Source organism: Paenibacillus piscarius (assembly GCF_022234545.1).
GTDB lineage: Bacteria > Bacillota > Bacilli > Paenibacillales > Paenibacillaceae > Paenibacillus_AQ > Paenibacillus_AQ piscarius.
On record NZ_JAIEUI010000015.1, the window covers coordinates 82837 to 96985 of the forward strand.

Consider the following 14149-nt stretch of genomic DNA (forward strand, 5'->3'; position numbering starts at 1 on the left):
AACGCCTCCCGTCAGTCAGCAATCATTAATCAATGGAGACGGAATCCTGATGCATTTCATCATTGGAAGATCTGGGTCTGCCGTATTCCTGCTCCGCCTGGGTTTCGCTCTTGATATCGATCTTCCAGCCGGTCAGCTTGGCGGCAAGGCGGGCATTCTGCCCCTTGATGCCGATGGCCAGCGATAATTGATAGTCAGGAACGATCACACGCGCCATCTTCTCCGCTTCAAACACCTGAACCTCAAGCACCTTAGACGGGCTAAGCGCGTTGGCTACATACTCCTGTACAAGCTCGGAATAACGGACAATATCGATCTTCTCGCCGCGAAGCTCCGTCACGATGGTCTGTACGCGTGTGCCTCTCGGCCCTACGCAGGAGCCCACCGGGTCCACCTCAGGGTTACGCGAGTATACAGCAATCTTGGAACGGAAGCCAGCTTCCCGGGCCACGGAACGAATCTCCACAACCCCGTCAAATATCTCAGGCACCTCCAGCTCGAACAGACGCTTCAGAAGACCCGGATGACTGCGGGAGAGCATGATCTGCGGCCCTTTGGTTGTATTCTCCACTTTGGTGATATATGCCTTGATACGCTCGCTCTGTTTGAACTTCTCTCCGGGCATCAGCTCGCTCAGCGGAAGCACCGCCTCGATTTTGCCAAGGTCCACATAAATGTTGCGCATATCCTGACGCTGGACAAGGCCGGTGACGATATCATCTTCCTTGTCGATAAAAGCGTTATAGATCAGGCCGCGCTCCGCCTCGCGGATGCGCTGGGTCACCACCTGCTTCGCGGTCTGCGCTGCAATCCGGCCGAAGTCACGCGGGGTAACCTCCTGCTCGGCGATATCCTCCAGCTGGAAGTGCGGATTGATCTCCCGGGCAGACAAGAGAGAGATTTCCGTCCGCGGGTCCAGCACCTCCTCCACAATCAGCTTGCGGGCAAACACCTTGATTACGCCTGTGTTGCGGTTCATATCCACACGCACATTCTGCGCCGCATTGAAATTGCGTTTATAGCTGGAGATCAGCGCAGCCTCGATGGCTTCGAACAGCACATCCTTGCTGATGCCCTTCTCCCTTTCCAGTTCATTCATAGCTTCAATAAACTCCATACTCATGAAATTCCGGTCCCCCTTTCAAGACGTTAAAAAATAATGGCCAATCTCGCACTGGCGACCTTGGCATACGGTACAACATGCTGTTTTTTGCCCGCGGAGATGAGCAGTTCCTCGTTCTCGAACGAGAGCAAACGACCTTCGAATTCCTTGAGTCCCTGAATCGGCTCATAGACCGTTACAAATACATCCTTGCCGACCGCTTTGGCAACATCCGCAGCTTTCTTGAGCGGACGTTCAGCTCCAGGCGAGGATACCTCAAGAAAATAAGCTTCGGAGAACGGATCATTCTCATCGAGCTTCTGGCTGATATATTCGCTGATGGTACCGCAGTCATCAATATCGATGCCGCCTTCTTTGTCTACGAATATGCGCAGGAACCAGTTGGAGCCTTCCTTCACGTATTCCACGTCCACCAGTTCGAAACCATTGTCCTCGAGATAGGACCCGAGCAGCTGCTCTACCGTTTGTTTAATTTTGGATTTAGATGTGCTCAAAAGAAGATTACCTCCACGAACTTGTCTTTTGCTATATACCAAAGATAAAGAGTGGGTTTCCCCACTCTTTACACAACGGACTTATCTCATTATTACCAAAAAAATTATACCATAGTGCGTCTGTACTGACAAGTACCAGCCCTTGACTCCCCTGTCTGAGCCCTGAAACATAAGGGTTAGAACAAGGAGAGCTGGTTGCTCTCCGGCAGCCCGCGGAAGCAGCCCATGCCGGTCAGCAGCTCGATTACGGTCTTACTGGCTTTGGATTTCTGCTGGAAATCTTCAATGGAGAGGAATTCTCCCGCCTCCTTGGCCGCAGCGATATTGATGGCGGCGTTGTCGCCGATCCCCGCAAGCGAGGAGAACGGCGGAATCAGACTCGTGCCGTCAACCGTGAACCGGGTCGCATCCGAACGGTACAGATCAATGTTCTTGAACGTGAAGCCGCGGGCCGTCATCTCCAGCGCCATCTCCAGCACCGGAAGCATCGCTTTCTCCTTAGGGAGCGCCTGGAAGCCCTTGCCCTCGATCTCCACCAGCTGCTTCAGAATCGCTTCATAGCCCTTGCAGCACAGCTCAATATCAAAGTCGGCTGCGCGGACCGAGAAGTACGTTGCATAATATTCAATTGGATGATAGAGCTTGAAGAAGGCGGTGCGCACCGCAGAGATAACATAAGCTGCAGCGTGAGCCTTCGGGAACATGTACTGGATTTTGAGACAGGAATCAATGTACCATTGCGGCACCTTGCAGTTCTTCATCTCTTCAATCCACTCCGGTGGCAGCCCTTTCCCCTTACGCACGCTTTCTGTGATTTTGAAGGCCAGACTGGCATCCATGCCTGCCTTATAGATCAGGTATAACATGATATCGTCACGGCAGCCGATAACCGTCTTGATGTTGCAGGTATTATTCTTGATCAGCTCCTGGGCATTGCCGAGCCATACTCCGGTGCCATGGGACAGCCCCGAGATCTGCAGCAGGTCGGCGAAGCTGGAAGGCTTCGCTTCGACAAGCATCTGGCGGACGAACTTCGTCCCCATCTCCGGCACCCCGTAGGTGGCCACGGGAGTACGGATCTGATCCGGCCGCACCCCGAGCGCGTCCGTCGAGTTGAACATGCTCATTACCTTCGGGTCATTCATCGGAATGGTTGTCGGGTCCACCCCGGTCAGATCCTGCAGCATCCGCATCATCGTCGGATCATCATGGCCAAGGATATCGAGCTTCAGCAGGTTGGCATCGAAGGCGTGATAGTCGAAATGGGTTGTTTTCCATTCTGATGTCACATCATCCGCCGGGTACTGCACGGGCGTAATATCTTCAATCTCCATATAATCCGGCAGAACGACAATCCCGCCGGGGTGCTGCCCGGTACTGCGCTTAACGCCGGTACACCCGGCAGCGAGCCGCCCGACCTCTGCACCGCGCCACCGCTTCTGGTGATGCTCCTCATATTTCTTGGCGAAGCCGAAGGCCGTCTTCTCGGCCACCGTACCGATTGTTCCCGCCCGGAATACATTATCCGGCCCGAACATGGTTTTGGTAAAGTTGTGGGCATTCGGCTGATATTCCCCGGAGAAGTTAAGGTCGATATCGGGAACCTTGTCCCCCTTGAAGCCCAGGAAGGTCTCAAACGGAATGTCCTGCCCTTCCCCCTTCAGCCTGCCGCCGCAATCCGGGCAGTCCTTATCCGGCAAGTCAAAGCCGCTTGGCACACTGCCGTCCAGGAACCATTCACTGTGCCGGCATTCAGGATTCGTGCAGATATAATGGGCCGGAAGCGGGTTGACCTCCGATATGCCGAGGAAAGTCGCTACGACCGACGAGCCTACCGATCCGCGCGAGCCTACGAGATAACCGTCCTGGTTCGATTTTTTGACCAGCCGTTCCGAGATCAGATAGTTGGCAGAGAAGCCGTATTTGATAATCGGAGCAAGCTCCTTCTCCAGGCGGGCTACCACGACCTCAGGCAGCTCTTCGCCATAGATCGATCTGGCCGTTTCATAGCAGGTATTGCGGATCTCGTCATCCGCCCCTTCAATAATCGGCGTGAACAGATCGCTTGGGAACAGATCATATTCTTCGAACCGCTCCGCCAGCTCCACCGTATTCGTGACCACGACCTCCATCGCCTTCTCCGCACCCAGGAATTCGAATTCGGCCAGCATCTCATCGGTCGTGCGGAAATGGGCATCCGGCTTGTTCTGGTCCTTGAGCGGGCTGAACCCGGTAATGCCGTGAATCGTAATATCGCGGAACAGCTTATCGCGCGGCTCCAGATAGTGCACATTTCCTGTAGCAATGACCGGCTTGTTCATCTGTTCGCCGATTTCGCAAATTTTGCGCACCACATTCCGCAGATCCTCTGCGCTGGCAACAAAACCTTTGTCCACCAGATGCATATACATCGTCAGCGGCTGAATCTCCAGCACATCATAGAATTCGGCGACCTCCATCGCTTCCTCTACGGTCTTGTTCAGCACCGTTTCAAAGAACTCGCCCCGCTCGCAGCCGGAAATCACCAGCAGTCCGTCCCGGTACTCTTCCAGCTTGGATTTGGGGATGCAGGGCACCCGCTTGTAGTACTGGGTATGAGACATCGAGATCAGCTTGTACAGATTCTTTTTGCCGGCCGGGTTCAGAGCATAGATGCCGCAGTGGAACGGCCGCACATTCGACAGGTCATTGCCCACGTAGTCGTTCAGCCGGTCCAGCCGGGTGATGCCCTTCATCTTCTCCGCATCCGCCAGCAGGCCGTTCAGAATGCCGCCCAGGGCAATCGTATCGTCCACCGCCCGGTGATGGCTCTCCAGCAGCACCTTGTACTTGTCAGCCAGCGTGTTGAGCCGGTGATTCTTCATCGTCGGGAAAAGCAGGCGCGCCAGCTCCAGCGTATCCAGCCACGGATTCGGCAGCGGTGTCCGCCCCAGCTTCGTCAGCGAGGCCTGAATGAAGCCCATATCGAAGCGCGCGTTGTGGGCAACCAGAATACTGTCACCGACAAACGCCACGAACTCCTCCAGCACAGGTGCCAGGTCAGGCGCATCCTTGACCATTTCATCGGTGATGTTGGTCAGCTGCTGAATGTGGTAGGGAATCTTCTCATGCGGATTCACGAAGGTGGTGTAGCGGTCCAGTTCCTTGCCTTCGCACATTTTGATGGCCGCAAGCTCTGTAATATTATTCCGTGTGATCGACAGACCTGTGGTCTCGATATCGAATACGACATAGGTTGCCGTCTTCAGCTCAAGCGGCTGCGCATTCTCCACGATGTTCACCGCGTCATTGACCACATTGGCTTCAACACCATAGAGCATTTTGAGCTTGTGCTTATGGGCTGCATGGTTTGCATCCGGGAAGCTCTGGACATTGCCGTGGTCGGTAACTGCAAGCGCCGGATGGCCCCATTTCGCTGCTGTTTTGACATAGTCGGTAATCGTCGTCACAGCATCCATAGTACTCATTGTCGTATGGAGGTGGAACTCCACCCGTTTCTGCTTGGCATTATCCTTGCGGGCCGGCGGAGCTGTTACTTCGGTAAGGTCATTCGGAATCATGACCAGCTCTGGAATCTGCATGAAGCGGTCATATTCCACTTTGCCGCGTGCCCGCACCCATTTGCCGTTGGCCAGCTGGCTCATGATCTTCAGGTCTTCCTTAGTTTTGGCGAACATCTTCATCTGCAGGGAATCCGTGAAGTCCGTCACACAGAAGCTAAACAGCGTGTTGCCGTTGCGCAGCTCCTTGCTCTCCAGTCCGAAGATAGTCCCCTGGATGGTGATCTTCTTCTCTTCATCCTGAATCTGCAAGATGGAGACCGCTTGCTCCTTGATCTCGTTCCCGATCTGAAGCTTAATGACCTCGCTTGGGTCCACGGCCTCCTCAGGCTCCTCCGGTTCAACCGCCGTCATCATCAGCTCTACCAGTTCACGCTGCTCCTGCTGCAGCTTCTGCTGGAATTCCTCATAGGCATCCGCCTTACTCTCGTCCTCGGCAATCTGCAGCTTCACCTTCAGGTCAAGCCCGAAGTATTTGGCATAATATTTAATGATGGCAGCTTCGATTCCTTTTTTGCGGGCCAGCTCCAGGGACATTGAATCATTCAGACCAAGCACCAGCGTACCGTCCTGCAGGTCCTGGCTGGAGCGCGTCAGCCACCCGTTGACTGACGGAATCTCGCGCTGGACCCACTCCAGGAACATCCCCCAATACTCCTGGACAATATCCGCCCGGTTAATTGTATCCTCATAGAGGAACAGGAAGCTTACCTTGGCAATATGCTGCAGCTTCTCCCGCATTCTAAGGATGAAGGTCCGGTAGGTCTGGGCCGGGATCAGGCTCTGCTTGGCAATGACAATATGCCAGTCACGGTTGCCGCGGCTGATCTCCACCCGCTCTATCTGTCCGTCCATGAAGTAGGGATCGATGATCGCAGGCGGTATCTCCCCCTGCTTCATCAGCAGCTCGAACCTTTTTCTTCTCTCCACGTTATGCTCCATGCTCTCCCACCTAACTCGGCAATAATGGCTGTAACTCTCTCATGAACTCTACGTTAAAAAAAGCTTCCGGCTTAAAAAGCATTGGGTACTTGCGGCCCGCCGACTCTCTCGCCAGAAGCTGATATTAGCAAATATAGGTTGCCGATTAATACGCTTTGGCAAATACAACGGTATGCTGTGCAGGCTTGCCGCAGCAGATACAAGTCTCTTTGGTCTCTGAAGGCTCGAACGGAATGTTACGGCTGCCTGCGCCGGTCTCTTCCTTCACCTTGGATTCACATTCTTCGGAGCCGCACCAGCCTGCAAGCGCGAAGCCGCGCTTCTCTTCCATGGCACTCTTCATCTGCTCCAGGGTGTCTACGGAATAGAAATGATCCTCCCGGAACTTCAGGGCACGCTCAAACATCTCCTGATGGACCTGTGCAAGCATGGCGTTCACTTCTTCCACCAGATTCTCCTGCTGGATGACCTTCTTCTCGCCGCTGATCCGGGATACCAGTACACAGACCCCGTTCTCCATATCACGCGGACCAAGCTCCAGACGGACAGGGACACCGCGCATTTCATATTCATTGAACTTCCAGCCCGGCGTAAGATCGGCACGGTCGTCCACCCGCACGCGGATTCCGGCGTTCTTCAGCTCAGCGAACAGCTCATCCGTACGAGCAATGACCGCATCGCGGGTCTTAGGCGGCCCGATTGGAATCATAATCACCTGCGTAGGCGCCACCTTCGGCGGCAGCGCCAGTCCGCGGTCATCGCCATGTACCATGATCAGCGAGCCGATCAGACGCGTAGTGGAGCCCCATGAGGTGGTATGCGCGTATTCCAGCACATTCTCCCGGTTCAGATACTGGATATCAAAAGCAACCGCAAACTTCGTACCCAGATAATGCGAGGTAGCAGCTTGTACAGCCCGTCCATCCTTCATCATTGCTTCGATCGAATACGTATCCACCGCACCGGCGAACCGTTCCGAAGGCGTCTTCTGCCCGGTGACCACCGGAATGGCCAGATACGACTCTACGAAATCACGGTAGTTCTCCAGCATCTTCATGGTCTCTTCACGGGCTTCCGCCTCATTCTCATGCGCAGTATGCCCTTCCTGCCAGAGGAACTCCGTAGTACGGATGAACGGCAGGGTACGCTTCTCCCAGCGGACGACGTTGGCCCACTGGTTGATCAGCACAGGCAGATCGCGGTAGGACTGAATCCACTTGGAGTACATATGTCCAAACATGGTCTCCGAGGTAGGGCGGATCGCCAGGCGCTCCTCCAGCACATCGCCTCCGGCCTCAGTGACCCATGGCAGCTCAGGATTGAAGCCCTCCACATGCTCTTTCTCTTTCTGGAAAAAGCTCTCCGGGATGAACAGCGGGAAATAGGCATTGCGGTGTCCCGTCGCCTTCAGTCGGCGGTTCATCTCCTCCTGGATATGCTCCCAGATTTCATAGCCGTCCGGCTTGAACACAATACAGCCGCGGACCGGCGAATAATCCATCAGATCCGCTTTTTTGATAACATCGATATACCAGCGTGAGAAATCCTCGCCTTGCGGGGTGATCTCGGTAACGAACTGCTTGTCTTTGGCCATGTATAAAAATCCTCCTATTGTCGCGAATCAGCCGCTTATCAGGCGTAAAATATCATTGTAAGTTACAGCGATCATGACCAGGAACAGAAGAGCGAAGCCCACAAAATGGACCATGCCTTCCCTGGCGGGATCTACCGGCTTGCCGCGCAGTGCTTCAATTCCAAGGAACACCAGCCGGCTGCCATCAAGGGCCGGAATCGGCAGCAGGTTGAAGATTCCCAGATACAGGCTGAGGATCGCCGCCCAGTAAGTCAGATATTGAATGCCCTGCTGGGCAATCTGTCCGGTCAGCTGGAAGGTGCCTACGGGTCCGGAAATGTCATTCATATTGAATTTGTTGATCAGCTGCTTGAAGCCGACGAAGATCAGATCGGTGGTATCAACCATAGCCTTGCTTGACTTGGTGATGGTCTCGCCGACCCCGGCCTTGCGTGTAGGCAGCTCCGGCGTGATGCCGACCTTGCCGCCTGTCTCCCCTTCCATGCTGCGGGGAATCATCGTAACGCTCAGGGTCTCTTCACCGCGCTTCAGCGTCCAGTTCATCTCTTTGCCTTTGGCCGCTGAGGTGAGGGTAATCATCTTCTTGTAATCCCCGCCGATGGTCTGACCGTCCACAGCGACCACAATGTCACCCTTCTTCAGGCCGGCTTCCTGGGCCGGCATACCTTCACTGACCTCACCGATCTTCACATAGGACGGATTCTCCACCGGGATACCGGCCATCTGCAGATGCAGCGCGAACAGCACAAACGCAAGAATGAAGTTCATCACCGGCCCGGCCAGAATTGCGATAGCCCGCTGGCCCACTGTCTTGCTGCCAAACTGGCGGTCCTTCGGGGCAATCTGCGTCTGCTGGGAGCCTCTAATCATCATGGCCTGCGGATTCACATCATACGTGGTGATTTCGCCGTCCACATTCAGCCGGATCTTCAGCTCATTCTCCAGGTCCGTGAACTCCGCTTCTCCGCGGATGACATTGCGGCGGGTGTCCAGTGAATCCAGATAGATATTCTTGATCTTGTTATCCTGACCCAGCCGGACGGCAATAGTCTGGCCGGGGCCAATCTCAATCATCTCGGGGTCCTCGCCCGCCATCCGGGCGTATCCGCCGAAGGGCAGCAGGCGCAGTGTGAATTGGGTTTCCCCCCGTTTATAAGAGAACAGTTTCGGACCGAAACCGATCGCAAATTCCCGCACAAGAATGCCCGCGCGTTTGGCGAAATAATAATGTCCCCATTCATGGACTGTCACCAGAACGAAGAACATAAACACCGTCAAAAAAACTACCCTTACCATCTCCATAGCGCAACATTCCCCCTTAAGGTGTAAGACCGAAGTATGTCCTCTTAATTTATCATTATTCCAAGGCAAGGCACAAGAGAATCAACAGTCCACCCCTATTTTCAAAAGGGTATTGCCGTCACCGCCACTTCTACCTGCTTCACGGCTGTCTACAGGGCAGCTGCGAGCTCCCGGGAAGCCTGATCACAGAAGCGGATCTGCTCCAGATCAGGGTTAGCCGTGTTGTTATGGCGCTGCAACACTTCGTCAATAATCTCTTCGATCCGCAGAAAAGGAATTTCACCGCGCAGGAAGCGCGCCACAGCAATCTCATTGGCGGCATTAAATGCGGTAGGTGCTGTGCCCCCCGCAATCCCGGCATCAATCGCCATCTTCAGCGCCGGATAACGCTTGTAATCCATCTCGCGGAAGGTAAGGCTGGCAATGCGGGCCAGCGACAGGCGCTCGGCCGGCGACGGCCAGCGGTCGGGATAGGTCAGCGCATACTGGATGGGAACACGCATATCCGGGGTTCCAAGCTGTGCGATGATACTGCTGTCCCGGAATTCTACATACGAGTGAATAATACTCTCAGGATGCAGCAGCACATTGATCTGGTCGTATGGCAGAGCAAACAGATGGTGGGCCTCAATAACCTCCAGCCCTTTATTAACCATGGTTGCCGAATCAATAGTAATCTTGGCGCCCATACTCCAGTTGGGATGGCGCAGGGCATTCTCGACCGTGACATTCTTAAGCTGCTCGCGGGTGGAGTCACGGAACGAGCCGCCGGAGGCCGTTATGGTAATAGAAGCTACATCCTGGCGGTTCTCGCCGTTCAGACATTGAAAAATCGCCGAATGCTCGCTGTCCACCGGCAGCAGCTTCACGCCCTTGCGTCCGGCCAGCTCTGTCACGAGATGTCCGGCGGTAACCAGCGTCTCTTTATTGGCCAGTCCAATATGTCTTCCGGCTTCAATCGCCGCAAGTGTTGACTGCAGGCCGACACTGCCAACGAGTGCAGTCACCACAGTCTGTGCCTCTCCGCCGGCGGCAATCTCCACCAGCCCTTCACTGCCGCTGTACAGCTCGACACCGGCAGGCAGACTGGAGCTGATCTCCGCGGCAAGCTCCGGCGTCGATACCGATACACGGCGCGGCTTGAAGCGGCGGACTTGTTCGAGCAGCAGCACGGTGTTGCTGCCCGCTGCCAGGCCATCGATCTCAAAGGCCTCGGGATGCATGGCTACAACATCCAGCGTCTGGGTGCCAATCGAACCGGTGGAGCCCAGAATACTAATTCTTTTCACAGTTGCATCCCCTCCCCTGTCGTTAATAGTAAGGCATCAGCATTACGATATGTACGAAAGGAAATACGATAATCCAGCTGTCGCAGCGGTCCAGGATGCCTCCGTGACCAGGCAGCAGCGAGCCTGAATCCTTAATACCGTACACCCGTTTATAGGCAGATTGTACAAGATCTCCGAGCTGTCCAAGCACAGCGCAGGATATTCCGATCAGCAGCGCGCGCGGAATGGTCAGCAGATCAGGAACGAATAAGGCAAATCCGGCGGAGATCACAGCGGAAATCAAAACCCCGCCAATCGCGCCTTCAATGGTTTTGTTGGGACTGATTGCAGGCCACAGCTTGTTCTTGCCGAAGCTTCTGCCGACAAAATACGCTCCGGCATCACTTCCCCAGATGCAGCACAACAGCAGCACGGTCCAGAACAGGCCATGACCGTCTTCCGCCCCGCGGGCAATGGCCATATAGGAGAAGCCCATTCCTATGTACACAATCCCGGTGAACATTAGTGCGGTTATTTTGATATCCAGTTTGTTCTTACTAAACACGGTAACCAGCAGAAACAGCAGCATTAACAGCCATATGCCCTGCTCCCAGGAGAACCATGGTTCTCTCCCCAGCAGATCCCAGGGAATCATGAAGCACACTACGGAGATATAGCCGAGTACTGCCGGAATCCCGAAGGGAGCTGTACCCGTCATTTTGATGAATTCATAATAGCCGCTGAGGGCCATGGCAGTCAGCATCAGCTGATACGGCCAGCCTCCCCACACGCATAACCCCATAAACATGGCTCCGGCAACAATTCCGGTAATCAATCGCTGCTTCAAACAATCCCTCTCCCATCAGGCTACTTCAATCCGCCATAACGGCGTGTGCGCCGCTGATACTCCGCCACAGCCTGCATCAGATGTGTTTTGTCAAACTCCGGCCAATACGCATCTGTAAACCAAAACTCACTGTACGCGATTTGCCACAGCATAAAGTTGCTGAGCCGCTTCTCGCCGCTTGTGCGGATCAGCAGGTCAGGATCGGGTAATCCGCTGGACAACAGTCTGTTCCCGATCAGCTCCGAGGTGATCTCATCAGGCGACAGCGTTCCAGCCTGAATGTCCCTGCCCATCTCGCGCATACAATCTTCTATTTCTTTTCTGCCGCCGTAGTTCAGCGCAAAATTCAGAATAAGTCCGGTATTGCTCTTGGTGCGGGCCACCGCTTCTTCCATGGCCTTGCGGGTATGGGAAGGCAGAGCCTCGGGGTCACCCATGACGCGTACCTGCACATTTTTCTCGATTAATTCGTCCAGCTCAATCGCCAGGAACTCAACGGGGAGACGCATCAGGAAATCAACTTCATCCTTCGGCCGGGTCCAGTTCTCCGTAGAGAACGCATAGAGAGTCAAAAACTCCACTCCCAGGTCATTCGCTGCGATGGTCGCACGCTTGACTGCCTTCATTCCGTTCTGGTGGCCCACCACCCGCGGCATCCCGCGCCGTTTGGCCCAGCGCCCGTTGCCATCCATAATTATCGCTACATGCCGGGGAATATTATCCGGTGAAATCTCGACTGGCTCCTGCCTGTCTTTACGGCTCAGCCATTCTTGAATCCGTTTGATCATTTCCGTTTCCTCCAAGCTCTTATCAGAAAGAGACAAACCCCACCATAAGCGGAGGGGCCTGAAGTCTCTTGAATTTCATTATACTTCCATAATCTCTTTTTCTTTGGACAAGAGCACTTTATCGACTTCAGCTATGAACTTATCCGTTGATTTCTGGATATCTTCCTGATGTCCATGAGATTCGTCTTCGGAAATGCCATTCTTCTCCATCTTCTTAATGTCATCGTTGGCATCGCGGCGGATGTTGCGGATGGCTACCTTAGCTTCTTCGCCGAATTTCTTGGTGAGCTTCACCAGCTCGCTGCGGCGCTCTTCGGTAAGCGGAGGAATCGACAAGCGGATGATCGTACCGTCATTAGCCGGTGTAATGCCGACATCCGATTTCTGGATGGCCCGTTCGATGTCGGACATTGAGCTTTTGTCCCACGGCTGGATCATCAGTGTCCGGGAATCCGGGGTGCTGATGTTAGCCAGCTGATTGATTGGAGTCGGAGCACCGTAATACTCCACTTGAATGCGATCCAGCAGCGACGCCGAAGCGCGTCCCGCCCGCAATGTTGCCAGATCCCGCTTCAGCGAGAGAATCGCCTTTTCCATACGCTCTTCGGCATTCTTCTTGACCGATTGTGGCATTAATTTACACTCCCTTTGACCATCGTCCCGATTCTTTCACCGAGAACGACACGTTTGATATTGCCTTGCTCTGTAATAGCAAACACAATGAGCGGTATATTATTATCCATGCAGAGAGAGGAAGCGGTGGAATCCATAACCCCCAGGTTTTTGTTCAGAATATCCATATAAGTAAGCTGCTCATACTTCACAGCGGTGCTGTCCTTGAATGGGTCTGCAGAGTAGACGCCGTCCACTTTGTTCTTGGCCATCAGAATGACCTCTGCTTCAATCTCAGCCGCGCGGAGCGCAGCCGTCGTATCTGTCGAGAAGAACGGATTCCCGGTTCCTGCAGCGAAGATAACTACACGGCCCTTCTCCAGATGCCGGATGGCCCGGCGGCGGATATAGGGCTCCGCAATCTGCTGCATGGCGATGGAGGTCTGCACCCGGGTAGGGACATCGATCTGCTCCAGGGCGTCCTGAAGGGCCAGCGAGTTCATAACTGTTGCCAGCATCCCCATGTAATCTGCTGTAGCGCGGTCAATTCCGCTTGCGCTTCCGGCGATTCCGCGCCAGATGTTGCCGCCGCCGCACACAATCGCAACCTGTACTCCAAGCTCAACGACTTCTTTAACCTGCTCTGCAATGGAGATAATCGTGTCGGCATCGATGCCATAGCCGTTCTGTCCGGCCAGCGACTCTCCGCTGACCTTAAGGACTACTCTCTTAAATACCGGTTGTTCCAACTGTATACCCTCACTTTCTTACAAAAGACGGAACACTTCTTGTATGTGTTCCGCTCTTTTGATGCTTGCCTTTATTCAGTTCATGCTAATGTTATGCAGCTCTTATTGGTTCACTTGTGCCATTACTTCTTCAACGAAGTTGTCGACTTTCTTCTCAAGACCTTCACCCAGCTCGAAACGTACGAAGCGGCGGATGGAGATGTTCTCACCGATGGTGCTGATCTTCTCGTTCAGCAGCTGGGAGATTGTCTTGTCAGGGTCTTTCACAAATGGCTGTTCCAGCAGGCAGAATTCTTCATAGAACTTGCTGATGCGGCCTTCTACCATTTTTTCAACGATTTTTTCCGGCTTGCCTTCGTTCAGTGCCTGAGCCTTAAGGATTTCCTTTTCTTTCTCTACATCAGCAGCCGGCACTTCTTCACGGCGTACATACAGCGGATTTGCAGCAGCGATCTGCATGGCGATGTCGCGGGCGAATTCCTTGAAGGAATCGGTTTTGCCTACAAAGTCTGTTTCGCAGTTGATTTCTACCAGAACGCCGATACGGCCGCCAGCGTGGATGTAAGATTCTACAGTACCTTCTGTAGCCACACGTCCAGCCTTGTTGGCTGCTGCAGCCAGACCTTTCTCACGAAGCAATTCAGCCGCTTTGGTAATATCGTTGTTTGCTTCTTCCAGTGCTTTTTTGCAATCAAGCATTCCTGCCCCTGTTCTTTCACGAAGTTCCTTTACTGCCTTTGCATCTACTGCCATTTGTTATTCCCTCCAGATCATAGTCTTTGTCACACGCATTCGCCAAGCTATACTTGCTTGCATCTTAAAAAAAGGGCAGTGAGAGGTTATCCACCTGCCAACCACCCTTTTCATTTA

11 protein-coding genes are annotated in these 14149 nt (G+C 53.9%); all 11 read right to left on the reverse strand.

All coding sequences use genetic code 11. The annotated features are described in order from the left end of the window. Positions 1-25: 25 nt before the first annotated feature. Positions 26-1123: a transcription termination factor NusA gene (gene nusA / locus K1558_RS21675; protein ID WP_238653753.1), complete on the reverse strand. Its 1098-nt coding sequence runs from the start codon at positions 1121-1123 to the stop codon at positions 26-28. 26 nt (positions 1124-1149) lie between these two features. Then, positions 1150-1617: a ribosome maturation factor RimP gene (gene rimP, locus K1558_RS21680; protein ID WP_238653754.1), complete on the reverse strand. Its 468-nt coding sequence runs from the start codon at positions 1615-1617 to the stop codon at positions 1150-1152. A 176-nt stretch (positions 1618-1793) separates the two neighbouring features. Then, entirely contained in the window at positions 1794-6119 is a 4326-nt protein-coding gene (locus K1558_RS21685; RefSeq protein ID WP_238653755.1) for a PolC-type DNA polymerase III, read from the reverse strand. A 145-nt stretch (positions 6120-6264) separates the two neighbouring features. Beyond that, on the reverse strand, positions 6265-7713 hold the full coding sequence (gene proS / locus K1558_RS21690) for a proline--tRNA ligase (RefSeq protein ID WP_238653756.1): 1449 nt from the start codon (positions 7711-7713) through the stop codon (positions 6265-6267). A 27-nt stretch (positions 7714-7740) separates the two neighbouring features. After that, positions 7741-9015, reverse strand: coding sequence for an RIP metalloprotease RseP (gene rseP / locus K1558_RS21695; protein ID WP_238653757.1), 1275 nt, complete (start codon positions 9013-9015; stop codon positions 7741-7743). A 149-nt stretch (positions 9016-9164) separates the two neighbouring features. Further along, positions 9165-10304, reverse strand: a complete 1140-nt coding sequence (locus K1558_RS21700) for a 1-deoxy-D-xylulose-5-phosphate reductoisomerase (RefSeq protein ID WP_238653758.1) — start codon at positions 10302-10304, stop codon at positions 9165-9167. Between the two features lie 22 nt (positions 10305-10326). Then, positions 10327-11130 carry a phosphatidate cytidylyltransferase gene (locus K1558_RS21705; RefSeq protein WP_238653759.1) on the reverse strand — a complete coding sequence of 268 codons (804 nt, stop codon included), beginning with the start codon at positions 11128-11130 and terminating at the stop codon, positions 10327-10329. Between the two features lie 20 nt (positions 11131-11150). Then, on the reverse strand, positions 11151-11918 hold the full coding sequence (locus K1558_RS21710) for an isoprenyl transferase (protein ID WP_238653760.1): 768 nt from the start codon (positions 11916-11918) through the stop codon (positions 11151-11153). Positions 11919-11996: 78 nt separating this feature from the next. Next, positions 11997-12551, reverse strand: coding sequence for a ribosome recycling factor (frr, locus tag K1558_RS21715; RefSeq protein WP_238653761.1), 555 nt, complete (start codon positions 12549-12551; stop codon positions 11997-11999). Further along, a complete protein-coding gene (gene pyrH, locus K1558_RS21720; protein WP_238653762.1) occupies positions 12551-13279 on the reverse strand; it encodes a UMP kinase in 729 nt (242 codons plus the stop codon). The genes frr and pyrH overlap by 1 nt, the downstream gene beginning before the upstream one ends. Positions 13280-13381: 102 nt before the next feature. After that, on the reverse strand, positions 13382-14032 hold the full coding sequence (gene tsf / locus K1558_RS21725; protein ID WP_238653763.1) for a translation elongation factor Ts: 651 nt from the start codon (positions 14030-14032) through the stop codon (positions 13382-13384). Positions 14033-14149 lie beyond the last annotated feature (117 nt).